19 protein-coding genes and 1 tRNA gene are annotated in these 25,970 nt (G+C 41.9%); 13 read left to right on the forward strand and 7 right to left on the reverse strand.

Annotated elements, in window-relative coordinates:
* Positions 1-307 precede the first annotated feature (307 nt).
* Together N0824_RS02055 and N0824_RS02060 are read left to right on the forward strand one after the other, a co-directional pair.
* Positions 308-511: a hypothetical protein gene (locus N0824_RS02055; protein ID WP_108935510.1), complete on the forward strand. Its 204-nt coding sequence runs from the start codon at positions 308-310 to the stop codon at positions 509-511.
* 33 nt (positions 512-544) lie between these two features.
* Positions 545-1,417, forward strand: coding sequence for a hypothetical protein (locus N0824_RS02060; RefSeq protein ID WP_108935511.1), 873 nt, complete (start codon positions 545-547; stop codon positions 1,415-1,417).
* Between the two features lie 67 nt (positions 1,418-1,484).
* Here N0824_RS02060 and N0824_RS02065 read toward each other — a convergent pair whose 3' ends face one another.
* Entirely contained in the window at positions 1,485-1,958 is a 474-nt protein-coding gene (locus tag N0824_RS02065; RefSeq protein ID WP_108935512.1) for a hypothetical protein, read from the reverse strand.
* A 39-nt stretch (positions 1,959-1,997) separates the two neighbouring features.
* Here N0824_RS02065 and N0824_RS02070 point away from each other — a divergent pair, with 39 nt between their 5' ends.
* Positions 1,998-2,921 carry a lysylphosphatidylglycerol synthase domain-containing protein gene (locus tag N0824_RS02070; protein WP_108935513.1) on the forward strand — a complete coding sequence of 308 codons (924 nt, stop codon included), beginning with the start codon at positions 1,998-2,000 and terminating at the stop codon, positions 2,919-2,921.
* A 65-nt stretch (positions 2,922-2,986) separates the two neighbouring features.
* Here N0824_RS02070 and N0824_RS02075 read toward each other — a convergent pair whose 3' ends face one another.
* Together N0824_RS02075 and N0824_RS02080 are read right to left on the reverse strand one after the other, a co-directional pair.
* Positions 2,987-3,223, reverse strand: a complete 237-nt coding sequence (locus tag N0824_RS02075; protein ID WP_108935514.1) for a hypothetical protein — start codon at positions 3,221-3,223, stop codon at positions 2,987-2,989.
* Between the two features lie 117 nt (positions 3,224-3,340).
* On the reverse strand, positions 3,341-3,697 hold the full coding sequence (locus tag N0824_RS02080; RefSeq protein WP_108935515.1) for a hypothetical protein: 357 nt from the start codon (positions 3,695-3,697) through the stop codon (positions 3,341-3,343).
* A gap of 114 nt (positions 3,698-3,811) precedes the next feature.
* On the opposite strand from N0824_RS02080, the gene N0824_RS02085 reads away from it, so the two are divergent.
* Entirely contained in the window at positions 3,812-7,138 is a 3,327-nt protein-coding gene (locus N0824_RS02085) for an AAA-like domain-containing protein (RefSeq protein WP_108935516.1), read from the forward strand.
* Between the two features lie 186 nt (positions 7,139-7,324).
* Here the strand turns inward: N0824_RS02085 and N0824_RS02090 are convergent, their stop codons facing one another.
* Positions 7,325-8,155 (reverse strand): Ycf66 family protein, encoded by an 831-nt coding sequence (locus N0824_RS02090; RefSeq protein ID WP_108935517.1) that lies wholly within the window; start codon positions 8,153-8,155, stop codon positions 7,325-7,327.
* Between the two features lie 165 nt (positions 8,156-8,320).
* Here N0824_RS02090 and N0824_RS02095 point away from each other — a divergent pair, with 165 nt between their 5' ends.
* The 3 genes from N0824_RS02095 to N0824_RS02105 all read left to right on the forward strand — a co-directional run bounded on the left by N0824_RS02095 (position 8,321) and on the right by N0824_RS02105 (position 11,384).
* Complete coding sequence (locus tag N0824_RS02095) at positions 8,321-8,512, forward strand: WD40 repeat domain-containing protein (protein WP_108935518.1); 192 nt, start codon at positions 8,321-8,323, stop codon at positions 8,510-8,512.
* Between the two features lie 162 nt (positions 8,513-8,674).
* Positions 8,675-9,658, forward strand: a complete 984-nt coding sequence (gene holA / locus N0824_RS02100) for a DNA polymerase III subunit delta (protein ID WP_108935519.1) — start codon at positions 8,675-8,677, stop codon at positions 9,656-9,658.
* Positions 9,659-9,728: 70 nt separating this feature from the next.
* Positions 9,729-11,384 (forward strand): CHAT domain-containing protein, encoded by a 1,656-nt coding sequence (locus N0824_RS02105; protein ID WP_108935520.1) that lies wholly within the window; start codon positions 9,729-9,731, stop codon positions 11,382-11,384.
* A gap of 234 nt (positions 11,385-11,618) precedes the next feature.
* On the opposite strand, the gene corA is transcribed toward N0824_RS02105, so the two are convergent.
* Positions 11,619-12,776 (reverse strand): magnesium/cobalt transporter CorA, encoded by a 1,158-nt coding sequence (gene corA / locus N0824_RS02110; protein ID WP_002757043.1) that lies wholly within the window; start codon positions 12,774-12,776, stop codon positions 11,619-11,621.
* Between the two features lie 191 nt (positions 12,777-12,967).
* On the opposite strand from corA, the gene pdxA reads away from it, so the two are divergent.
* From pdxA to N0824_RS02130, 4 genes are all read left to right on the forward strand, one after another.
* Positions 12,968-13,984: a 4-hydroxythreonine-4-phosphate dehydrogenase PdxA gene (pdxA, locus tag N0824_RS02115; RefSeq protein ID WP_108935521.1), complete on the forward strand. Its 1,017-nt coding sequence runs from the start codon at positions 12,968-12,970 to the stop codon at positions 13,982-13,984.
* A 249-nt stretch (positions 13,985-14,233) separates the two neighbouring features.
* Positions 14,234-15,598 (forward strand): NAD-dependent succinate-semialdehyde dehydrogenase, encoded by a 1,365-nt coding sequence (locus tag N0824_RS02120; RefSeq protein WP_108935522.1) that lies wholly within the window; start codon positions 14,234-14,236, stop codon positions 15,596-15,598.
* A gap of 155 nt (positions 15,599-15,753) precedes the next feature.
* Positions 15,754-19,083, forward strand: coding sequence for a helicase-related protein (locus N0824_RS02125; protein WP_108935523.1), 3,330 nt, complete (start codon positions 15,754-15,756; stop codon positions 19,081-19,083).
* Between the two features lie 282 nt (positions 19,084-19,365).
* Positions 19,366-22,788, forward strand: a complete 3,423-nt coding sequence (locus N0824_RS02130) for an Eco57I restriction-modification methylase domain-containing protein (protein WP_108935524.1) — start codon at positions 19,366-19,368, stop codon at positions 22,786-22,788.
* A gap of 151 nt (positions 22,789-22,939) precedes the next feature.
* Here the strand turns inward: N0824_RS02130 and N0824_RS02135 are convergent.
* Positions 22,940-23,012: transfer RNA gene (locus N0824_RS02135), tRNA-Arg, on the reverse strand.
* Positions 23,013-23,069: 57 nt separating this feature from the next.
* On the opposite strand from N0824_RS02135, the gene surE reads away from it, so the two are divergent.
* Positions 23,070-23,882, forward strand: a complete 813-nt coding sequence (surE, locus tag N0824_RS02140) for a 5'/3'-nucleotidase SurE (protein ID WP_108935525.1) — start codon at positions 23,070-23,072, stop codon at positions 23,880-23,882.
* Positions 23,883-23,929: 47 nt separating this feature from the next.
* On the forward strand, positions 23,930-24,511 hold the full coding sequence (locus N0824_RS02145; protein WP_046661319.1) for a DUF3727 domain-containing protein: 582 nt from the start codon (positions 23,930-23,932) through the stop codon (positions 24,509-24,511).
* Positions 24,512-24,757: 246 nt separating this feature from the next.
* On the opposite strand, the gene N0824_RS02150 is transcribed toward N0824_RS02145, so the two are convergent.
* On the reverse strand, positions 24,758-25,588 hold the full coding sequence (locus tag N0824_RS02150) for a metal ABC transporter permease (RefSeq protein ID WP_046661320.1): 831 nt from the start codon (positions 25,586-25,588) through the stop codon (positions 24,758-24,760).
* Positions 25,589-25,970: the final 382 nt, after the last annotated feature.

The following is a 25,970-nucleotide window of genomic DNA, read 5'->3' on the forward strand; positions in this document are numbered from 1 at the left end:
TAGCGGATAGGGTAATTAACCGCTTTAAAAACCCATGTAGTCTAATCACTACAACCTCTGCACCTTGACAATTAAAGATATGGGGTTCTACTCAATAGTTCTAGTTTCTCACCCGTGAGTAGGTAAAATCTTTACAGGAATTAGACAAAGCAGTATTTGAAGCTAACGTTTCAATTCAAGCAAATTTTGTACCCCCAACCCCCCCCGACGTCGGGGGGGGGTTGGGGGACTATCGTAGGGCATACGAAAAGTAATGCTTGGGGAGAGAACCACCTCTGGGTTGGATAACGCAAGGTATCTAGTTTAAGTGGACTCGTTGAACCAAGAATCCCTCGCTTTTAGCGACGGGAGTGTCAATGAGTACAATGGGCAAACGGTCAAGACTCAAAAGGGTTTTGACTGGGTTGACAGTCAAAAGATCATGGTTCTTAATATATTAGATGCCAGTAAATTCGCCCTAGAGGGTTATTGTAACCCCCCAGATTGCGCTTTTGACTTGCTTGATTACTAATTTACTATGTGTCTCCGCCGCTAGGAGTGTGATATGAATCGTCCTGGGAATCGGTTTACCGAATCACCGAAAACCCCCCCGACTCCTGAAGTGGAACTTCAGGAAGTCCCCCTTGAGTCCCCCCATACCGAGGCTGACTTAGCCGTAGAGTCAGCCACCCCCGAAGAAGTCAAACGCCAACAACCGATCCCCCCTCCCAGTCATCTGCGGCAGTATCGGGCGATCGGTCTCGTCTATGGCCATTATCAGCGATCGGAGGAACAATTAACTAAAGGCAATATTTTAACTGCCGATGGTACTCTGATCGATTCTGTGATTCTCGGCCGGGTGATCAGTTTGGTTAAAAATCATCTCGATCTGGAAAAACCCCATCTTTGGGTGGTTTATCCGCGCACCCGTCAGGAAAATGATGCTCTTCATGTTCAGATTGTCGGTGTTTGGGAACCAGAAACCCTGAAAAAAGAGGATGATCTAGAGATAGAGCCACTCCTCGCTTCTACCCCTGGTTATTTTTCGATTCGAGGTGAAGTCATCTTTACCGAACGGGAAAATCAAGCGGTAGTGGTCAAAATCCGACAAATGCCCAAAACTGAAGCGGACAAACCCAAGTTTTTTAAACTAAAATTGCGCGGCACTTTACCTAGTAAACCGGTCAGTCGTTTTTGGGATTTTCAGGTACAGCTTAAAGGGGATGCCTTAACTATTTTGGAAGGGTTAGACCTCGGTTTTGCCAGCAAGAAAAAACCGATGGGTAAGGGAGGTTTTAAAAAGCCTTTTGATAAAAATCGTCGTCCCTCGGCCGATAGATATTCTGGACCGCAAGGGGAAGGAGAAAAACGACCTTTTCCCCCCGGACAATCCCCTATCCCTCGGCCTTCCCGACCAAAAAACCTATCGGAAAACTAATTTTTTCTAAGGATGGGTGCAGAACCCATCCCTAGGTTTACAGGTTTTTTCAGGAGTTAGTTGCTCCTTAGTATCTGGGAATATAAGCGCGAATTCTATAACTATAATCTGTTCCCAAAATCTCGGTGATAAAAACCGCCAACTGAGTGCCTAAAATCGCTTCATCGGCAGAACTAAAAGATTTATAATCTTCTATTAACCACTCTTGACCACCATTAACTAAGGTACATCTAAAGGTGCCAAGAGATTCGGCGATTTCTGTATATTCTGTATAGTTTCTCGTTCTTACTTCCCCCGTACTATCTGCCCTCAAACACAATTGATTAAGTTCTGCATAAAATTTGTCAGGAATTTTGTTTAAATCACCCCCTTTAGTTGCCCAACGCATAAAAAGATGGAAAGACCAAGGAAGATTGAGATAAACTAGGTAACATAAAACCAGAGTAATTGTTAAATATAAGGAAGAAGTCAGGAATTTATCATATTTCCTTTTTCGGGATCGATTTAGACGTTTGGCTAAATCTAGCTTTGATTTTCTCATGAATTTTAATTAGTTAAAAGTAATTCGTAAAAAGTTAAGATGTATAAAAAAATCCTGCGTTTTGCTCCGATTATCCTATCTTTGAGTTTGTTTATTCTAGCGGTCTGGTCAATTAGTCAAGAATTTAAACACTACACTTTTGCCCAACTGTTGGCTAGTTTGGATCATATTACCACAAGTCGTAAGCTAGAAGCTATTTTTTGCATGGCTTTGGGTTATTTGTCGATGACGGGTTATGATCGCCTAGGTTTTTATTATATCAATCATCCCTTAGCTTTAGGCACTATTATCCGTACTGCTTTTATCAGTTATGCTTTTGGTAATACCATTGGTTTAACCTTATTTTCTGGGACTGCTATCCGTTATCGTTTCTATACTCCTGCGGGGGTGGGGGTGGTGGATATTGCCAAAGTTATCACTTTTACCCATTTAAGCTTTTGGTTAGGAATGTTAGGCATTGGTGGTGTAAGTTTCCTCCTCGATCCCCAACGGATTCCTCAACTTTTAAAATTACCTTTTTTAACTACCAAACCTTTAGGAATAATTTTTTTATTCTTGGTTACGGGATATTTTTTCTTGACTCTCACTTATAAAAAACCCATAAAAATCGGCAAAGAAAATATCTATTTGCCTGCTTGGAATCTTTCTCTGGCTTTGATTTTGTTGACTTTTATCGATTGGATATTAGCCGCTAGAGTTCTATATCTTCTTCTCCCGGGCAACTACAATACTTCGTTTTTAGTATTTTTCGGTCTCTATGTATTTGCCATGACGGCAGGGGTATTAAGCAATGTGCCGGGGGGAATAGGTGTTTTTGAGTTTATCATGCTGAGATTACGACCAGAATATGTATCTAATGCCGAGCTTTTAGGTTCTTTAATCGCCTATCGAGCTATTTATTATTTCCTGCCTTTAATTGTCGCTTTTGTCTGGTTATTAGGTTATGAAGCGCGCAGAAAATAATACCCGCAAATTAGCTTAAACAGACAAAAAAAGTCCCCATGCCATCATAGCTGGGGAGCATCAATCTAGTAGGCTAAAGTTTCTAAAGTTTCGCGTAGATAGGAACAAATGCGAGCATCAGCATCGTCTCTATTCTTACCTGATTCTAGTTGTTCTTGCTGCCAACGCCGAAAACCGGAACTAGCGGCGATGGCTTGTTTTAAATGCTCCCAAGTGTGATGATCTTTGCGAAGTGGGGTGTCGGAAAATGTGGTAGAGTTGCCCATCTTTACCTCTGGTGGTAGGGTTGCACCTTTTAACATAACTTAAAAATCGCTGAAAATTCTGATAACTGGGACACAATTAGCTAGAAAAAGGTGTTGCCTAGCGGGAAATCTGCGGGGATGCCAACACCTTTTTTGAGGGAATCTAGCAGATTTTTAGGAGATTTTGTTGGTTTCTGCCGCTTCTTCCGTCACCACTGCCGCGTTTAAAGCTGCGGGGGGAATGGGGATAGGAAATACCGCCGGCAGGTTAGCGGTGGCATCTTCGGCAGGCTGCGCAGAGTGAAAACGACGGTAGCTTAAAACACCAGCTACGGTGATTGCTCCCGTAGCACCGGCAACCCCTAAAATAAGTTTGTTAGGATCCAGATGGAAGGTGGTATTGCTGCCAAAAATGCTTTTACCTTTAGCGAAAGCACAAGCGGAGGCACTGCCGGCATCAAGAGTACCTAAAACAATGCCACTGACGAGGGTGGCACTAACGGCGATGGAGGTGAAAAAAGTTTTCTTCATAATTGCCTTGGGGATAGGTTGTCAATAGCGATTATCCTTGCATTATAGATATCTAAATCAGAATTGTCTATTTTATTTCCGTTGGTGACATTGAAATAATTTTGTTTAAGAATAATGAATTATCAATATCGTGTCGGGGGTAGTCTTGCCTATAACCATCCTACCTATATCGAGAGAAATGCCGATCGAGAACTGTTAACGGCGTTAAAAAATGGTCAATTTTGCTACGTTTTTAACTGTCGTCAGATGGGTAAATCCAGTTTAAGGGTACGAGTGACTCATATCTTACAGCAATTAGGCATGGATTGCGCGTCCGTAGATATAACCAGTCTTGGTAGTAATGATAATTTATCCCAATGGTATAACGGCGTGATCACCCGTTTGTTTTTAGGATTTAATCTGACGGGAAAAATTAATCTTAAATCCTGGTTGCGCGAGCGAGAGGATTTACCCCCCGTGCAGCGTTTGGGACAATTTATTGAGGAAGTTTTATTAGTTTATTGTCAGGGAGAGAAAATATATATTTTTATCGACGAGATCGATAAAATTCTCAGTTTACAGTTTTCTCTAGATGACTTTTTTTCCCTGATTCGTTATTGTTATAACCAAAGAGCGGAAAATGCCCAGTATGAAAGAATTACTTTTGCTTTATTCGGTGTTGCTACCCCAGCAGATTTAATTCGCGAAAAGACCCAAACATCTTTTAATATCGGCCAGGCGATCGAATTAACGGGATTTAATCTGGCAGAAATTGCTCCTTTAGCCGCAGGATTATCCAGTCAAAGTAATTATCAACCCGACTGGTTAGAAAAAGTTATTTTTTGGACGGGAGGACAGCCATTTTTAACCCAGAAAATCTGCCAGTTATTGCGGGAAAGTAATTTAGATATTGAGACGCTGATCAAAGAGAGAATTATTAATAATTGGGAATCTCATGATGAACCAGTTCATCTGCGAACTATTGCTGATCGCTTGTTAAGAAATCAAGACAAAGCGGGTCGTTTGTTAGGCATCTATCAACAAATTTTAGAAAAGGGGGCGATTCTGTGCGATGATAGTCCAGAACAAGGGGAATTAAGGTTGTCGGGATTAGTGGTAAAAAAGGATAATCAATTAGTAGTATATAATCCTATTTATCGAGAAATATTTAATCTCAATTGGCTGGAAAAACAATTAGAGCAATTGCGTCCCTACTCAGAAGCGATCGCCGCTTGGCAACAGTCTAATTATACCGATGAATCACGGCTTTTACGCGGAAAAGCTTTAAATAATGCCCTTGATTGGTCTCAGGGGAAAAGCCTAAGTAATCTTGATTATCAGTTTTTAACTGCTAGTCAAAATCTCGATAAAAGAGAGGCAGAAATTAGCCTAGAAACCCAGAGGCAAGCTAATAAAATTTTAGCAATCGCTCACCAAAAAGCTACGAAAAGAATTCAAATTGGCTCGGTAATTTTAATTGCTTCTCTTTTGGGTTCTCTCTTAGCTTTTATTCAAGTAAAACAAGCATGGCAGCAAGTAGAAACCGCTCAACTAGGTATTCAATTACAGCGCAATGGTGACAGTTATTGGCAACAATTTCAATTTGAAGAACTAGAATCTTTAATGGCGGCCATGCAAGCAGTAAATAGTTTAAAAAATATCGTTACTGATGGGCAAACCTTGGGTAAATATCCTGCTACCAGTCCAATTATTACCCTACAACAAATTTTAGATCGCATTCAAGAAAAAAACCAACTGCAAGGACACCGGGGAACTATTTATAGTGTTAGTATTAGTCCTGATCGTCAAAAAATCGCCACTGCTTCTCAAGATGGAACGGTAAAAATTTGGAATCAAAAAGGTGAGAATATTCAAACTTTGACCGGTCATCAAGGAGCAGTTTATAGTGTTAGTTTTAGTCCCGATGGTCAAAAAATCGCTACCGCTTCCGAAGACAAAACCGCCAAAATTTGGAACTTGCAAGGACAAAACTTAGTCACCTATTCTGACCATCAAGAATCGGTTTATAGTGTTAGTTTTAGTCCCGATGGTCAAAAAATTGTCACCACTTCTAGGGATAAAACTGCTAGATTGTGGAATTTATCAGGTCAAACTTTACAGGTATTTAAGGGACATAAAAGATCGATAGATGCAGCTAGTTTTAGTCCCGATGGTCAAAAAATTGCCACCGCTTCCCGGGATGGTACGATTAAAATCTGGGATTTATCAGGTAAAATTATCTTGAGTTTAGGTCAAGAAAATATTGAGGCTTTTTATAGTGTTAATTTTAGTCCCGACGGTCAAAAAATTGCCGGGGCAGCGGCCGATAAAACTGCTAAAATCTGGGATTTACAGGGAAATTTAAGAGCTATTTTCCGGGGACATCAAGATTTTGTCAACAGTGTTAATTTTAGTCCTGATGGCCAGTTTGTAATTACTGCATCTAGTGACGGTAGTGCTAAAATTTGGGGACTGCAAGGGGAAGAAATAACTAATCTCAAAGGACATCAAGAATCGGTTTTTACTGCTGTATTTAGTCAAGATGGAAAAGAGGTGGTAACTGGATCGAGTGATGAAACGGCTAAAATTTGGCAACTGAACAATTTAAATCAAACTAGGACTGATAATACCAGTGTTACCATTAATTCCCAGGGCAATATTATCGCTATTGCTAATAAAGATGGTCAGATTACTTTACTCGATTCACAAGGTAAAAAAATTAGAGAATTTGCCACAAAAATGCGTTCAATTTATAGTATTGCTTTTCATCCCGATGGTAATCAGATAGCGATTACAGGAAGAAGTGGAAAAGTACAAATCTGGAGCCAAAAAGGAACAATGCTTCAAGAATTTACTGCTAGTCAAGTACCAATTTATAGTCTTGCTTTTAATGGAGAGGGAACAGCAATAATCACGGGAACAAGCGAGGGAAAAACTCAATACTGGCATTTAAGTAATCATCGACCACAATTAGTTAATTCTTGGACGGCCGATGATAGTATTATCTATGATTTGATGTTTTCTCCCGATCTTCAAAAAATTGCTACTGCTACTCGGGGAAAGATTAAAATTTGGGATTTGCAAGGTAATCTTTTAAAGGAGATTAAAACCGATTCTTTTCCCGTTTATGGAGTTAGTTTTAGTCCCGATGGTGAAAAAATCGCCGCTATTTCAAGGGATGGTACAGCTAGACGCTGGGACATTGACGGAAATTTGCGCTCCGAGTTTAAAATAGAAGAAGATATCGTCTATGGGATCACTTTTAGTCCTGATGGTCAAGAGATTGTGATTATTGCTAGGGATGGTCAAAAGCACCGATGGCCCTTAGAAACAGAATATAATTATTTACAAAAATTGCTCGATCGAGGTTGTCTTTGGTTAGAAGATTATCTCGGGAATCGTCCCGAAAAACGAGAAAATCTATCCCTGTGTACTGGGAAAATAAAACCATTCACCTTTTAAACTTGGTTTGACTGGGTGGGGGGGGGAGGTTAAATTAATTAGTTAATTTCTTCGGTAATTAAGTAGCTGGTTATAATTAAATTGAAGATGGATCCACCCTTGATCCCCCCTTAATAAGGGGGCATCTGAAAGTTTTTAACACCTACCTACTTATTGCCTAACCCACCCGCTAAATAATCTTAACTTTTAATCCGATGGGGGGGGATTTTCTTCCCTTTTTGAGCGAGTTTCTGGGGGAGTATCTTTTCCGATAGTTTCTTCTGGGGGCAAATCTTCCTCGGTAACTTCAATAATCACCGTTTCGCTAACGGCAATAGTTTCGACTTCAACAGTTGCGACAGGTTCAGTCGGGGGAATTTCTGGAGGATTTTCGGAAGGGTTGATCTCTTCCGTTGCCAAATCAAAATCATCGAAATCATCGAAATCATCGAAAGTTTCCCCATCATCAATAATTTCTTCAGCTTTTTCCTCAATTTCTGTCACTGATTCTGTAGTAGTTTCCCCGATAGCTGCCGCTGTTTCGACAACGGGGGCAACCGTTTCTTGAGCTTTTTCCCCAATTTCTGTCACTGATTCTGTAATAGTTTCTCCAATAGCTGCCGCTGTTTCGACAACGGGGGCAACCGTTTCTTTAACCGTTTCTTTGACTTTTGCTGCTACTTTCTCAGGTTTAGCTTTAGTTTTAGGGGATTGAGAGGGAGTAACTTTCCCCAGACGATTGCCTAACCAACCGACAATAGTAAATAATTTAACCGGTTTGTCGGCATAAAAAAGCGCTTGTCTGAGTTTGAGAGTTTGCCAAGCGAAAGCAATAAATAATATGGCCGCGGCAGCTTGTCCCAGAAGTATAGCGCCTGTAATCCTTCCCGCGCACAACCAGAGGACAAGGGCATAGAATAATCCTACCGCACTCCAGAGAAAATCATCTTGACGGTGGCGATCGGGGGCGATAAAAGCGGTGGTGAGGAGGTAGAGACTACTTAATCCCACCACGACCGCTAGGATATAGGGCAACATTTGCGATTCTCCTTTGACATTTCCTTTTTTATTGTGCGTTATTTGGGGTCGATCGAGTCTATTTTTTGATTAATTTGGGAAATTATCGAGTCAGATAGTCTTTACCTGTGTTTATGAATAGCCATAGTTAATATTAGGAAATTCTGGGTTTATCCTCTGCTGCTTGTGCTGATCAGATTAAACAAGCTTTCCGATAAAATGATTAAGTTTTGGTCTTTAACAAGCAAAGGAAAATTAGCAACCCTTGATCAACCCACAGATAAAATGTTATCTTTAGTAATTAGTGACGATGAGAAATATTTAATTAGTGGTAGTGCTGACAAAACTGTAAAAATTTGGCAAAATGGGCAAGAGTAACACCTCAAGATAAGTAAGTAGTTATAATTAAATTGAAGATAAATCCCCCCTTGATCCCCCCTTAATAAGGGGGGTGCCGATTCCCCCTTAGTCCCCCCTTGATAAGAGGGGTGTCTGACAACTTTTAACACCTACCTACTTAACTGCTATAATTAGAAGCTTATGCCGACAATATTTTATTGGGGAGAAGATGAATTTGCTATTAACCAAGCGGTGAAAAATCTGCAAGCAAAACTTCTCGATCCCAATTGGATACAGTTTAATTATGATAAAATTAATGGTGATCGCAATGAGGCAATTATCGATGCCCTCAATCAAGCGATGACTCCAGTTTTCGGCATGGGAAATCGTTTAGTTTGGTTAGCCGATACGGTTATTTGTCAACAATGTTCCGAGGATATTTTCAAGGAATTACAGCGCACTTTGCCCAATTTACCCGAAAATTCCTATCTGTTATTAACCAGTGCCAAAAAACCCGACTCCCGCTTAAAATCGAGCAAGTTTATCCAAAATCAGGCGGAGGTTAAAGAATTTGAACTAATTCCGCCTTGGAAAGTCGAGGAAATTGCCCAAAGAGTTAGGGAAATTGCCAAAGAAGTGGGAGTAAAATTAACTCCCGATGCGATCGAACTCTTAGCTGAATCAGTGGGAAATAACAGCCGCTTGCTGTGGATGGAGTTAGAAAAACTGCGTTTATTTAAAAATAATTCGGCGGGAACTATTGACAAAAAGGACATTTTAAGCTTAGTCAATGCCAGCAATCAAAGCAGCCTACAGTTAGCTAGTGCGATTTTAAAACGGGAGACAGGCAAGGCCCTAGAATTAGTCAATGAATTATTAAATCGCAACGAGAACCCCTTGGCTATCACCGCCACCCTAGGGGGTCAATTTCGCACTTGGGCAATAGTAAAATTAAAAATTGAAGAAGGAGAAAAAGACGAGAAAAATATCGCCGCCGCCGCCGAAATTGCCAACCCCAAGCGACTGTATTTCATTCGCAAAGAGATACAATCCTTTTCTTCTAAACAACTTCTGGCCACCTTGCCCATACTTCTCGAATTAGAATATCGTCTCAAGCGGGGTGCAGAACCTTTGGCGACTTTGCAAACCAAAATTATCGAACTTTGTTGTTTATTGGTGACTTAATACTCTTCCTTGCTTTTCAGAAATCCTCTAGAATAAGATTCTATAGACTTCAAACTTCTCAATAACCACAATGACCGATGATGCCATCCCTAGTCTAAATTTAGCCATCGCTAGTTTAGCCACGAGTAATAACTTCGCCCGTTGGGTGACGAAAGCACCCCTACCGGGGGGATATGTGCATCATGACTGTGAATGGACCGAGAGTCTAACCACGGAATGGATGGCCTGGCAGGAAATGTTCTGTCTGCAAAAAATGCCGACCTTGCCGATGTTAGAGCAATTAGAAGGAAATTATCGACCTAAACTGACTCTTTCGGGAGAAGGCGGCAGTTATAGCGGTCAATTAATGCAGAAACTAGGTATTAGTCTCTGGGAATGGTTATTTCAAGCATCAATTAGTCAAAGTTTTGCCCAAAGTCAGGGAATCGCCCTCGGCAAAAATCAGCCCCTGCGAATTCGCTTGGAATGTCGCAATCCCTATTTAATTCTGCTGCCCTGGGAAATTATGCAGCAAGCCGGTAAACAGGCCATATCTCTGCATCCGAATATACTCTTTAGCCGCACCACCAGCGATGTGGACCCACTGCCACCGATAAAAACGAGTAATAGTCTCAATATTCTCTTAGTTATCGGCGAAAAACAGATTAAAACCGCCGCTAGTTCCCTCAACCTCACCGCCATTAATACCGGTGGAGAAACTAATCCCGACCAGGCACTGGAATCCGAGGCCGCCAATCTTATCCGGTCCATCTCCCCTGGGGGCAGTAGTTCCCTCCAGAATTGGGGAGTGAAAGTCAAAGTCGATACCCTAATTCGACCGGGGGCCGAAGAACTGACCAGGGCCTTGGATACGGGTAAATATCAAGCTTTTTTCTACGCCGGCCACGGAATCGCCGCCCCCAATGGCGGTTCCCTATTTCTGCGGACAGGAGAACAGCTAAACGGGACGGAGTTAGCCCAAGCTTTGGTGAGAAATCAGGTCATTTTAACGGTTTTTAATGCCTGTTGGGGGGCTTATCCTGCTAAATCAGGTCAGGAGATGATTCCCCGCAGCAGTCTGGCGGAAGTCTTGATTCACCACGGCGTTCCCGCAGTTTTGGCCATGCGAGATGCGATCGCAGATCGCGAGGCCTTGAGTTTTATCGAAATTTTTACCCGCACCCTCTTCGGTTTCAAAGACAAAGAAGCGCAGATGTCCAACTTGTTTCCCGGTCCGAGAGTCCCTATCGATCAGGCCGTTCGCATCGCCAGGCAGCAGTTATTAACCCTCTACAAGTACAATCAGCCCGCTTGGACTTTGCCGATTCTCTATATGCACCCGGAATTCGACGGGCAATTGCTGCAAACCCTTGATGAGACTCAATTACCGACGGTTATGCCCAATGTCTCCGGAACCATGCCCGCCGCTTTCTTATACTATCTCGATCGTCCCGAAAGAAAATTGTCAATCCGTGGTGGTGGCATGAATATAGGACGGGACAGGGAAAATGATCTACAGATTACTGAAAAATGGGTTAGTAAAAACCATTGTCGGATAATTTGCCGTAAAAATGCCGATTATCCAGACTATCAATACTTTCTCGAAGATTTCTCCCGTTTTGGTACTTTTATCTACCAAGATGGCCACTGGAACCAGGTACATAACCAAGAAGTTCCCCTAGAGTCCGGTTTACAGATTCGCTTCGGCAGTTACCAAGGCCAAATCCTCGCATTTGTGGTGGAATAATTAGGGTTGGCTGAAAAAGGCCTAGGGTGTGGGAATTATGAATTATCAATTATCAATTATGAATTATGAATTATCAATTATCAATTATCAATTGGGAGTGGGGAGAATAAATAAAAGCAATTTCCTGAATTTAGAATTTAGAATTTAGAATTTAGAATTTAGAATTCTATCTCCTGTCTCCTGTCTCCCCCCAAAGGAAAACTTCCTATCTCACCATTAAGATAACTGCTTTACCTAACTTTTTGCTTCCTCTTTAAGGGAATAAATTGGTTTAAACCAACCTTTGCGCCAGAAGTAGAAAATCAAGCCCCCCGCTACGGCTAACATGACTAACCAGACAAGGAAATAACTCCATTCTCCTTTTAATTCTGGCATATTCTCGAAGTTCATGCCATAGACACCAACGATAAAAGTTAAGGGAATAAAAATCGTCGAAATTACGGTTAAAAACTTCATAATTTCGTTTAATTTATTGCCCATAGTGGACATATAAACATCCATCAAACTCGCCGCTAATTCTCGATAAGCTTCGATAATTTCCAGAATTTGAATGACGTGGTCGTAGGAATCACGAAAATAAATTTGTACCTCATCGCTGACTATACCATGATGGTCACGCATCAGTAAATGTAGGACATTTCGCATCGGCCAAATTAAGCGACGCAGTGCCAATAATTCCCGACGGACATCATAGATTTCCTGCATGGTATCTCGATCGGGATTACTAATGATCATATCTTCCAACGCTTCAATCCGATCTTCGTAGTGTTCTACCACGGGAAAATAACCATCGATAATCGTATCTAATAATAAATAGGTTAAATAATCCGCCCCCGATTTCCGTACTCGTCCCTGGGAAGTGCGAATTCGATCTCTCACTATCTCAAAACAGTCCTGTAATTCCTCCTCTTGAAAACTTAAAAGATAGCGTTTTCCCAAGACAAAACTCACCTGTTCCGTATCAAAACCGCTTTCATCTTCTTTCAGTCGCACCATCTGAGAAATCACTAACAATTGATTGTTATAGTCCTCTAACTTTGGTCGCTGCGGCACATTAACCACATCTTCTAATAACAAAGGATGCAGATTAAAAATTTCCCCTACTTGTTTTAAAACCGTCTCACTACCTAACCCTTGAATATCCATCCAAGACACGGTATTTGTGCCAATATAGGGGGCGCAAGCATTGGGAGTAATATCCACCTTGCGAATGGCGTTATCTTCATCGTAGTCGATTAAAATAATCCGCGAGGGTTTTGCATCCGGTTCGATAATTAATGTCCCCGGTTCACTACCCGGTTCATCATAAAAATAATCGAAGTAGTCTTCTTCCTCGTCTCCATCGGTATCGGGACGGTTGTTAACGAATATATCGGGTTGTAGTTGGGTCATAAGCTTACAACAATCTGGCTAATTTGGGCAATAAGAAAACAGAAAAGTTAAAAAATTTAATTTGCCTAAAGTTACTATCTATCGCCATTAGATTACAGTAAACTGAAGATTGTTTACTGATTTATTCCCTCCTGATAATTGTCAACGATGAGATTAATCGGGAGAATTAGCAATATTGACGGCCAAAATTTATGGAATCCGCCTCTTTTATTCCCCGTCTAGTTATCCCCGTCGGTGATCCCGCCGGAATCGGCCCTGAAGTGGTGTTAAAAGCGATCGCCGATTCCCCAATCTCGTCCGGTTGTCAGATTACTCTAATCGGCACCAGAACGCTTCTCGAAAAAGCCTATCACGATCCCTATCTCCTCGATCGCTTTTCTCTGATCGATTTGCCCTACCATCAAGAAAAAATAGTTTGTGGGCGTGGGGATGCCCATAGTGGTGAAATTAGCTTTCTTTACCTGCAAGAAGCCATAAAACGCACCCTCAAGGGCGAATTTGACGGTATTGTCACCGGTCCGATTGCTAAATCCTGTTGGCAGTTGGCCGGTTATGATTTCCCCGGTCAAACGGAGGTTTTAGCTACTATGGCGGGAATTAACCGTTATGGGATGCTATTCGTCGCTAAATCCCCTCACACTGGCTATAACTTACGCACTCTCCTCGCCACTACCCACATCCCCCTGCGAGAAGTTCCCGATACTCTTAACCCCGATCTGATGACCCGAAAACTAGACCTATTGATCGAGTCTTTAAAGCTAGATTTCGGCATCGATCGCCCAAAAATCGCCATATCCGGTCTTAATCCCCACAGTGGCGAAGCGGGAAAACTGGGAAGGGAAGAAAAGGACTGGTTACAGCCTTGGCTAGAGTCAATGGCGCAAAAATACCCGCAAACCCAATTAATCGGCCTTGTCCCCCCCGATACGCTTTGGGTGGAACCGGGACGCGCTTGGTTTAGCGGTGCAGGACAACCCGCCGACGCATATCTGGCATTATACCACGATCAGGGCCTAATTCCCGTCAAATTAATGGCTTTTGACTGTGCTGTTAACACTACCATCGGTTTACCTTTTGTTCGCACCTCTCCAGACCACGGGACGGCTTTTGATATCGCCGGTCTTGGCATCGCTAGACCCCAGAGTATGCAAGCGGCGATCCAATTAGCGATCGAATTATGTCAGCAGCACCGTATTGATCGGTGTTAGGTGTTCGGGGTTGGGGAGATGAGAATTATGAATTATGAATTATGAATTATGAAGTGGGAAGTGGGAAGTGGGGAAGCTGTCTCATCACCCTATCACCCCAAAACCCTATCACCCTATCTCCTGTCTCCTGACTCCTATCTCCTGACTCCTATCTCCTGAATCCTAATCCCGATCGCCAAATTAGTGTGAGCAGCGGGACAACCGGAGAACTAAACTAGAGATATAGCGCTCGATAGGAGACAATTGGATATGGGTATCGCTTCAGTTAACCCTGCCACTGGAGAAATTCTCAAGACTTTTACCCCTCTAACCTCGGAGGAATTGGCGGCGAAATTGGCCCTAGCTGAGACAACTTTTCAGCAGTATCGCCGCACCGCCATCATTCAACGGGGACAGTGGTTACGGCAAGCGGCGGATATTTTGGAACGGGATCAAGTAGCATTGGCTAAAACCATGACTTTAGAAATGGGGAAACCGATCAAGTCAGCGATCGCAGAAGTCCTCAAATGTGCCTTGGTTTGTCGTTTTTATGCCGATAATGCCGCCGGTTATCTGGAAGATGTGCTGATTGCCACCGATGCTAGTCGCAGTTTTGTCCGTTATCAACCGTTAGGGGTAATTTTAGCGGTTATGCCCTGGAATTTCCCTTTATGGCAAGTATTTCGCTTTGCTGCTCCCGCTTTAATGGCGGGAAATGTCGGCCTACTCAAACACGCTTCTAATGTTCCCCAATCAGCTTTAGCGGTGGAAAGAATTTTATTAGAAGCTGGTTTTCCTGAAGGTGCTTTTCAAACTCTTTTGATCGGGGCCGATCGCGTTAGTGATTTAATTAACGATGAACGGGTAAAAGCCGCCACTTTAACCGGTAGTGAACCGGCGGGGATCAGTTTAGCAGCCGCCGCCGGAAAACAGATCAAAAAGGTGGTTTTGGAGTTGGGAGGTAGTGATCCTTTTATCGTTTTAGATAGTGCCGATATCGAGGTGGCAGCGGCTACGGCAGTGACGGCAAGATTGTTAAATAATGGTCAGACTTGTATCGCTGCCAAACGGTTTATTGTTATGGAAACTGTCGCCGATCAATTTGAACAGTTATTGGTGGCTAAATTCCAAGCTTTAAAAGTTGGTGATCCCCTCGATGAAGCTGTTGATATTGGTCCTTTGGCCACGCTATCGATCGTCTCGGAAATTGCCGCTCAAGTGGAAAAAACCGTCGCTATGGGTGGTAAAGTCCTTGTGGGGGGTCAACGTTTAGAGGGGAAAGGTAACTTCTATCTACCGACGATTTTAACCGATATTCCTGCTGGTTCTCCGGGGGAAAAAGAGGAATTTTTTGGACCGGTGGCTTTACTATTTCGAGTCAAAAATATCGAGGAAGCGATCGCTTTAGCTAATGATAGTCCCTTTGGTTTGGGTTCTAGTGCTTGGACGAATAACCCCGCAGAAATTGAGCGTTTAATTACCGAAATTGAGGCCGGTTGTGTGTTTATTAACGGTATGGTTAAATCCGATCCTCGTTTACCCTTTGGGGGGATTAAACGTTCCGGTTTTGGACGGGAATTAAGTGTGGAAGGTATTCGCGAATTTGTCAACGTTAAAACTGTTTGGATTAAGTAAGTAAATTCAGTTAAGTAGTTAGGTGTTAAAAACTATCAACCACCCCCCTTATCAAGGGGGGAAGGGGGGATCGAACCCACCACCATAACCAAAATCACTCACCATAATTATCGCTAGTTTACACTATCGAAGATCGCACCCTACGGATTAAAAATATGCCGCGTATTATTGATAATATTGAGTCCCATTTATTGCCAATTTTACGCGAAAGTTTATTAGTGGCCCAACGCGCTGATTTTTGTGTGGGTTATTTTAATTTGCGCGGTTGGCAGTCCATTGATACCTATATTGATCACTTTCTCGGTGGTGATTTGTCCTGTTGTCGTCTGCTGATTGGTATGCAGCAAGCACCCCAGGAATTACTACAGCAATCCCTGTCTTTATTGAAGCGCTCAAATGATATAGATAAGGCTACTTGCGCTCGTTTAAGAAAACAAATTGTTCAGGATTTTTGCCAACAATTAACTTGGGGGAATCCTAGCAATCGAGATCAGGCAGCTTTGCAACGTTTGGGAAAACAAATTCAATCGGGTAAGTTAGTAATTCGCTTATTTTTGGGCTATAATCTCCATGCTAAATTATACCTTATTCATCGACAGGATGTCAATAACCCAACGGTGGGATTTTTGGGTAGTAGTAATCTAACTTTTGCGGGATTACAACAGCAGGGAGAATTAAATATTGATGTCCTTGACCACGATGCTTGTGCCAAACTACAAAAGTGGTTTAATGATCGTTGGTTTGATGCTTGGTGTTGGGATATATCCGAGGATATTGTCAATGTGATTAACGAAAGTTGGGCCCGGGAAAGTCTTATTCCCCCCTATCATATCTATTTAAAAATAGCCTACCATCTTTCCTTTGAAGCGAGAGCCGGTTTAGCGGAATACAAAATTCCCCGACAGTTTGACCAAGACTTACTAGATTTTCAGAAATCGGCCATTAAAATTGCCGCTCGTTATGTGCAAAGACGCGGTGGGGTACTAATTGGCGACGTGGTGGGGTTAGGAAAAACGCGCATCGCTTCCATTCTAGCATATATTTTGCAGGAAGACTACGATTTAGAAATCTTAATTATTTGTCCGAAAAATCTCCTAATCATGTGGGAGGATTACAGCTATAAATACAAATTAAGAGCGAAAATTATCCCCTTAAGTCAGGTTATGCAGGAATTACCCAATCTGCGGCGCTATCGGGTAGTAATTATCGATGAAAGTCATAACCTGCGTAATCGGGAGGGTAAACGTTATCGGGTGATACAGGAGTACATTAACACCAATGAAAGTCGCTGTATTCTCTTGACTGCGACTCCCTACAATAAAAACTATCTTGACCTGTCCAATCAACTGCGTTTATTCATTCAAGAGGATACTAATCTCGGAATTCGTCCCGAAAGACTACTAGAATCTCTGGGAGGAGAAATCGAATTTAATCGCAGATACCAATCTCCGGTTAGGTCCCTAGCAGCCTTTGAAAAAAGTGACTCTCCCGACGACTGGAGAGACTTAATGCGTCTCTATATGATTAGACGGACTCGCGGTTTTATCGAAAATAATTATGCTACAGAAGACGAACAGGGTCGTCGGTATCTAAAATTTGCTGATGGGTCGAGGGTTTATCTTCCCCAACGACAACTAAAGACAATCAAGTTTGACCTACAAGACTCGGTTTATGCGCGTTTATATTCGGAAGCAGTGGTGATAACTCTCAACGGATTGAAGTTACCCCGTTACGGATTGGGAAATTATCTAATTAAAGGATGCAAAGGGACAGGAGAGGAAGAAACCATCTTAAAAAGTCTATCCCGTGCGGGTAAAAGATTAATGGGTTTTTGTCGGACGAATTTATTTAAACGTTTGGAGAGTGGGGGGTATGCTTTCCTGCAATCCCTTGACCGTCATATTCTCCGTAACTATATTTTCCTTCATGCCATGGCCAATAATTTACCCCTTCCCATCGGGAGTCAGGATCCAGCTTTGTTAGACACTCGTTATCTGGATGAGGATTTAGTCACTCAGGGAGAAGATGAAAGTATAGAAACCGAGGAGACTGGGGGGATAACCGGGTTAGAAAAAGAGTATCAAAAAAGAGCCGAACAAGTGTATCAAAAGTATAGCGGTGATTATCGCAAGCGCTTTCAGTGGATTAACCCCGAGGTGTTTAAACCCGCATTGAAAAAAGACCTAAAATCCGATGCCTTGGCTTTAATAGCATTGTTGCAAACCTGTGGGACCTGGCAGCCGGAGACCGACGAAAAGCTAGAGAAGTTATGGCAGCTGTTAGAGGAGAATCATCCCAGAGAAAAGGTGTTAATTTTTAGCCAATTTGCCGATACAGTCAGTTATTTAGTCACTCAGTTGCAAAATCGGGGAGTGGATAAGATTGCGGGAGTGACGGGAAACTCTGCTAATCCTGCGGAAATGGTCCATCGTTTTAGTCCCCGCAGTAATTCTCAGCAAGTGGGGGAAGAAATACGAGTCTTGGTTGCGACGGATATCTTGAGTGAAGGGTTAAATTTACAGGATTGTGCCATTATCGTTAATTATGACCTACCCTGGGCAATTATTCGCCTGATTCAACGGGCCGGAAGGGTAGATAGAATCGGTCAAAAAGCAAGTCAGATTCTCTGTTATTCCTTTTTACCTGCGGAGGGAGTGGAGAGAATTATTAAACTGCGGACGAGACTATCTCAAAGACTGCGAGAGAATGCGGACGTGGTGGGGACCGATGAGATATTTTTTGAGGAGGAGATGGATAACCAGACTTTATTAGATCTGTATCATGAAAAATCTGAGGTTATCGATGAGGAGGAGGATCAAGAAGTGGATTTAACCTCGGAAGCGTATCAAATTTGGAAAAATGCGATCGAAGTTGACCCTAGTTTAAAACATACCATAGAGACTCTGCCGCCGGTGGTTTATTCTACCCGTTGCCATAGTGGGACAGCAACCCATCCAGAGGGAGTCATGGTTTATCTAAAAACTGCCGGGGGGAATGATGCTTTAGCATGGATTGATAAGCAGGGAAATAGTGTGACTCAATCCCAATTAACTATTTTACGGTCCGCTGCCTGTCATCCCCAAACCCCGGCCATTTCCCCCCATCCCCAACACCATCAGTTAGTACAAAAAGGTACAGAATTAATTGCGGAGGAGGAAAACAACTCCGGATCTAAATTGGGACGATTGACGGGAGCAAAATTTAAGACCTATGAGCGCTTAAAAAGGTATTCTCAAGATAGTAAGGATGATCTATTTGCTCATGAGGATTTATGCAAGGCTCTCGACCAATTGTATCATTATCCCCTTAGACAGTCGGCTCTCGATTGCTTAAATCGTTGTTTAAGAACTGGCATCAGTGACCGACAATTGGCAGACTTACTGGTATCTTTATATAAAGATGACCGTCTCTGTATTGTTCACCCACAAGAATCCACCCAAGAACCTCAGATTATTTGTTCCTTGGGTCTATTTCAACCTTCTTAAGTCCCCCTTATCAAGGGGGATTTAGGGGTATCTAAACCAATTCAAGGGGGATTTAGGGGGATCAAACCAATTCAAGTCCCCCTTATCAAGGGGGATTTAGGGGTATCTAAACCAATTCAAGGGGGATTTAGGGGGATCTAACCAATTCAAGTCCCCCTTATCAAGGGGGATTTAGGGGGATCAAACCAATTCAAGTCCCCCTTATCAAGGGGGATTTAGGGGGATCAAACCTTTTGACTCCTAACCCTAACAACAATTTTTAATTTTTCCAAGAGGTCTAATATGTCCCTCAATTTCTCCCGGACTCGTGACTTATTATCTAACTTCCAATTTGGGGAACTGTTTATCGAGGAATTGGGATGGTCTCATCCTCGCGCAAAAAAAACTGTTAGTATCACCGTTGACAACCAAGAATATCCCTGTCAACGGATTGCGGAAGTGTCCGGAGTAGCAGTATTAGAGGTGACAACTACCGATATACCCGATGCGAAACTTCGTCGGGACATTCACCAGCAAGTTATCGAAAGAATTGCCGAAAATCTGCTAATTTTCGTCGATGGGGGACGGACACGCAGTTTATGGTACTGGGTAAAAAGAGAGGGAAGTAAAAGTTATATCCGTGACCATCTTTATATAAAAGGACAACCGGGAGATTTATTTCTCAGTAAACTAGCGGAATTAGTCCTCGATATCACCGACTTTGAAGATGGGGAACCCTCCGTGGTGGAGGTGGCCCATCGCTTACAAAAAGGTTTCGATATCGAAAAGATTACCAAGAAATTTTATCAGGAATTTCAGCGAGAGCATTTACAGTTCCTCCCCTTTATCCAAGGAATCGATCGAGAAAGCGATCGAAAATGGTACACTTCGGTTATTCTCAATCGTTTAATGTTCGTCTATTTCCTGCAGCGCAAGGGATTTATCGATAACGACTTCAACTATCTGCAAAACCAATTACAAGCAAGTCAACGACGCGGGAAAAATTTATTTTATCGTCAGTTTCTGCAAACCCTCTTTTTCCAAGCATTCGCTCAACCGGAATCCCAACGAGATGAGACAGTAACTGCATTGGTGGGAAAAGTCAAATATCTTAACGGAGGATTATTTCTCCAACATCCCCTCGAAAATCTTTATCAAAACATTTGTATTGATGACCAAGCATTTGAGAATATCCTCGATTTATTCTCCCGTTACTCTTGGAACCTTGACGACACTCCGGGGGGAAGCGATGACGAAATTAACCCCGATGTTTTGGGATATATCTTTGAAAAGTATATCAACCAAAAAGCTTTCGGTGCTTACTATACCCGTCCGGAGATTACCGAATATCTCTGTGATAGGACGATTAATAAATGGATTGTCGAGAGAAGCAATCAACATTATCCCCGCAAACAATTTGCCAGTATTTCTGAACTACTAATTAATCTCGATTCTCCCCTCTGTCAGCTTCTGATTGAAGATATTCTTCCCCAGCTTTCTATTTTAGACCCTGCCTGTGGTTCCGGTGCTTTTTTAGTGGCTGCGATGAAGACATTAATCGGAATTTATAGCGCGGTGATTGGGACAATTGAACTACGGGGAGACAGTAAATTAAAACAGTGGTTAACAGAGGTAAGAAAATCCCATCCCTCTCTCGGATATTACATCAAAAAAAGAATTATTTCCGATAACCTCTACGGTGTCGATATCATGGAGGAAGCAACGGAAATCGCAAAACTGCGTTTATTTCTCGCTTTAGTTGCTGCCGCACAATCGGTGACAGAATTGGAACCCTTACCGAATATTGATTTTAATATCATGTCGGGAAATTCCCTCATCGGTTTAATTCGCGTGGACGAAAAAAGTTTTAATCTCATGGGAGAGGAAAACATTCTGCAAACCCTCACCGCGCAAAATTATCAGGCAATTCTCGCAGAAAAAAATCGTAGTATTGAATTATACAAAGAACACGCTTTTCGGTTGGGAGAAGTAGAGGGAACCCCCCAAGAAAACCGTCTCCAGATGTTACGCAACCACATCGAGGATGTCAACCGCGAATCGGTGCAGAAATTAAACCAAATTCTCTTAGATGAGTTTAGCGGTAAGTTGTCAATTAAGTACGAATCCGCACAATTAACGGGAAAAGCAAAGAAACGTTTATTAACTCTCTCTGATATGCAATCCCTGAAACCCTTCCACTGGGGTTATCACTTCGATAAACTGATTACAGAAAAAGGTGGTTTTGATGTGATTATCACCAATCCCCCTTGGGAAGTCTTTCAAACCGATGAAAAGGAATTTTTTCAGCAGTATGATAGTTTAATTCAGAAAAACAAACTTGATATAAAATCATGGAACAAACAGCGAGATAAACTTTTAGAGAATCCAGAAATCCAAAAAGCTTGGTTAGAATATTGTAGTGGTTATCCCCATGTTAGTGCTTATTTTAAAAAGTCCGAACAATATCGAAATCAAAATTCTGTAATTAACGGCAAAAGTGCTTCAAGGAAAATTAATCTTTATTGTTTATTTACAGAACAATGTTTTAATCTACTCCATCCCCAGGGAGAATGTGGAATAGTTGTTCCCAGTGGAATTTATACCGATTTGGGAACCAAGCAACTGCGAGAAATGTTATTTTCTCAGACAAACGTGACAGGATTATTTTGTTTTGAAAATCGTAAAACAATTTTTGAAGGTGTAGATAGTCGCTTTAAGTTTGTCATTCTAACTTTTGAGAAAAATAAACAAACTTTTTCCTTTCCTGTAGAGTTTATGCGTCACGATGTTGAGGAATTACAACGGTTTCCCCATAAAGATAGTTTAGTAATTAGCGTCGATTTAATCCGCAAACTATCCCCCGATTCCCTCTCGGTAATGGAATTTAAACAAGATATAGATATTCATATCGCTGAAAAAATGTCTCGTTTTCCCATGCTAGGAGAAACCCTTCCCGATACATGGAATCTCAAGTTAACATCAGAATTTAACATGACTGATGATAGTTATTTATTTAAAACTGAACCCGCAGAAGGAAGACTACCTCTCTACGAAGGAAAAATGATTCATCAATTCACCCATCGGTATGCTTTACCGAAATACTGGTTAGATGAAAAAGAAGCAAGACAAGCTTTATTAAAACGCGGTGAAGTCGATAAAGGTCAAATCTTGGACTATCAAACCTATCGTTTAGGATTTCGTGATATTGCTAGAAATACGGATATTAGAACTATGATAGCTACTATTACCGTAGGTGTTTTTCATGGTAATAAATTGCCAAATTCAAAAATTTATAATGACAATGGGAAAAGATTGATTCAGAATTCAGAATTATTATTTCTGTGTGTAATTTTAAATAGTTTTCTTATAGATTGGTTAACTCGTAAAAAAGTCTCAACAACCTTAAACTTTTTCTACATCTATCAAACTCCTATCCCCCGATTAAAAGAGGGAGATAAATACTTTCAGGAGATAGTAGAAAATGCAGCGAAATTGATTTGTACTACAGAAGAATTTGAGCAATTAGCGAAAGAAGTGGGGATAGGTTCCCATAAAAATGGAGTAACAGAAGAAGCAGAAAGAATGGCAATTAGAGCGAAATTAGATGCAATAGTCGCCCACTTGTATGAATTAACCCCAACAGAATTTCAACATATATTAAGTACCTTTCCCCTCGTCCCCGAAAGCGTCAAAACTGCCACCCTCAAAGCTTATCAAACCCTGTAGGGGAATTATGAATTATGAATTATGAATTATGAATTATGAATTATGAATTATGAATTATGAATTATGAATTGGGAAGTGGGGAAATTGAACTAAAACCCCATAAACCACCAACGGGTAGGGTTGATTCATGAATCAACCCTACATTACTGAACGAGTACGGAGGGAGTCGAACCCCCGACACCCAGGACCGGAACCTGGTGCTCTATCCTCTGAGCTACGTACCCACGATAAAATACTATTACATTATACCACTAGCCGGCGCAGTAGAGCAGAAATTTCCCATGACTAGCGATCGCTCTTTAAAATTACTTATCAGTAACGATGACGGTATTTCCGCGCTAGGAGTCCGCACCCTTGCCAACACCCTCGCTGCCGCCGGTCATCAAGTCACCGTAGTTTGTCCCGACGGCGAGCGCTCTGCCACCGGTCATGGCCTAACCTTACACCATCCCATCCGGGCCGAACAGGTGGAAGGAATTTTTCATCCCGAGGTGATTGCCTGGTCCTGCTCGGGAACTCCCGCCGATTCGGTAAAATTTGCCCTTAGTGCCGTCCTCAAAGAGCGTCCCGATTTAGTTTTAGCCGGCATTAACCACGGGTCTAATCTCGGCACTGATATCCTCTATTCTGGCACGGTTTCCGCGGCCATGGAGGGATTAATCGAAGGTATTCCCAGTATTGCCGTTAGTCTGGCCAGTTTTAAAGCTTGTGATTTCCAACCGGCTGCGGATTTTGCCCTCACTTTAGTCAGGAAAGTTACCCTTAACCCTTTTCCTGTTCCCACTTTACTCAATGTCAACGTCCCTCCGGTTAGTAGTGCCGAAATCAAGGGAGTGAAAATCACTAGGCAGGGATTGCGACGCTACGAGGAAACCTTCGAGAAAAGACTGGACCCCAGGGGTAAAAGTTATTACTGGTTAATTGGGGAAGTGGTGGAAGATATCGAACAACCGGACTACAGCCATTTACCCCCGGAAGTGCCTACGGATGTACGCGCTATTGGCGAGAATTTTATCACCATCACGCCCCTACAATACAATTTAACTGATGTACAGGGTTTTCAACATTTGCACCAGAATTCTTGGCTTGATTGAGGAGCATCTCATGATATTCTGATTCAATCATTAGCGTTTGAGAGCCTATGTCCCCTCAATTTAATTTTCAAGAAAACGAACTCGAAGAAGCGGATGTCATAACCCTCTGGGATGAGCAAGGTCGATCGCTAGACTGTTATATTGAGAATGCCTATGAAACCGATGACCTTACCTATATGCTTCTTGTCCCCGTGGATACCCCGGTGATGATTCTAGCTTGGGATGAGGAATCGGAGGAAGAAGAATCTGATGCCTTCTTAATCGAAGATAGCGAGGAAATCGAGCGGGTTTTTGCCGATGCTAAGGCAGTTTTAGCAGAATTAGACCTATTGCTCAAACCCACTGCTCACACCTTAACCGTTAGTGGTGAATTGCCTCCCCTGGAAGAAGATAATGTTCTCAGTTTAGAAATCGATAGCGATGCTCCTTCCTCGTCATCAGAGCCGGAAGAATTGCAATTTCTCGCCAGTTTCTTTTCCGAAGACCAAAAATACTCGATTTACAGTCCCCTTGCTCCTTTGTTATTCTTAGCTGTCGGTGATGCGGAAGGGAAGGTTGAATTAGTTTCCCCCGATGATGACGGTATGGGACCGATTCTAGAGGAACTTTTGTTTGATGAACTCGATTAATTACTTGATTTTACCAAATCCGCCGGGCAAAACTTTTGATAAATCTAGTCACAGTATATCTTTCGGGATTTCATCATCATTGCGATTAACACGGATTTGGTATTCTTTCTTTAAATTACGGCGTTTATCATAAAGATGAAGTATAACCTAACTTGGTATTAACGACCGGCTCCTGTCTCCCGAAAATAAAAACCTTATACCTCACTATTAAGATAAATGCTATATCACCACAACTAGGGGAATTCCTTAAAGATTAGCTATTTTTCTGGTGATAGTGAGGATGAAAGGTTTCCAAGCAAGACTGATTAAATAACCCAATCCTGCCACTAAAATAATTGTCGCCCCCGAGGTGAGATTTAAACTATAGGATAACCATAAACCAACCAAAGTAAAGACAATTCCTAAAATAATCGCTAGGAGCATCATTGCCTTCATATTTTTAACAAATTGTCCACTGATAGCGGCGGGAATAGTTAACAAAGCAATTACCATAATTAATCCCACCACCTGCATTACTGCCACAATAGTTAAAGCGGTTATTCCCATTAAACCTAAATAAATTATCTCCACGGGAATATTACGAATAATCGCAAAGGTTTCATCAAAAGATATGGCTAACAACTCTTTATAAAAGATACTAACTAAGGTTATAATTAATATATCTATGCCCGCCATTATCCATAAATCATCCCTCGGTACAGTTAAAATACTACCAAAAAGATAACTCATCAAATCAGCTTTATAACCGGGGGTTAAATCAATAAAAATTACCCCAATCGCCATACCAATCGCCCACATCACCCCGATTAAAGTATCGGCTCTCTCGCGGATGCGACGCTGTAAAAACCCCATGCCTAAAGCCGAAAAAAAGGTAAAAAATATCGCCCCCACCAGAGGATTAATACCAAAAAAATAACCGATTCCTATCCCTCCATAGGCAGCATGAGCGATTCCCCCACTGATAAAAACCACGCGATTAACTACTACCAAAGTACCCACAATCCCACAGGCAATACTAACTAATATTCCTGCGGCAATCGCATGGCGCATAAAATCAAATTGTAAAGCCTCTAGCATAGGGAATTATGAATTAGGGAATTATGAATTAGGGAATTATGAATTATGAATTATGAATTATGAATTATGAATTAGGGAATTATGAATTATGAATTATGAATTATGAATTATGAATTAGGGAGTGGGGAAGTGGGGGAGTGGGGAATTATGAATTATGAATTATGAATTAGGGAATTATGAATTATGAATTAGGGAATTATGAATTATGAATTATGAATTAGGGAGTGGGGGAGTGGGGAATTATGAATTATGAATTATGAATTATGAATTATGAATTATGAATTATGAATTAGGGAGTGGGGGAGTGGGGAATTATGAATTATGAATTATGAATTATGAATTATGAATTAGGGAGTGGGGGAGTGGGGGAGTGGGGTGTGGG

The organism is Microcystis sp. 0824, assembly GCF_003112475.1.
GTDB classification, from domain to species: Bacteria; Cyanobacteriota; Cyanobacteriia; order Cyanobacteriales; family Microcystaceae; genus Microcystis; species Microcystis aeruginosa_C.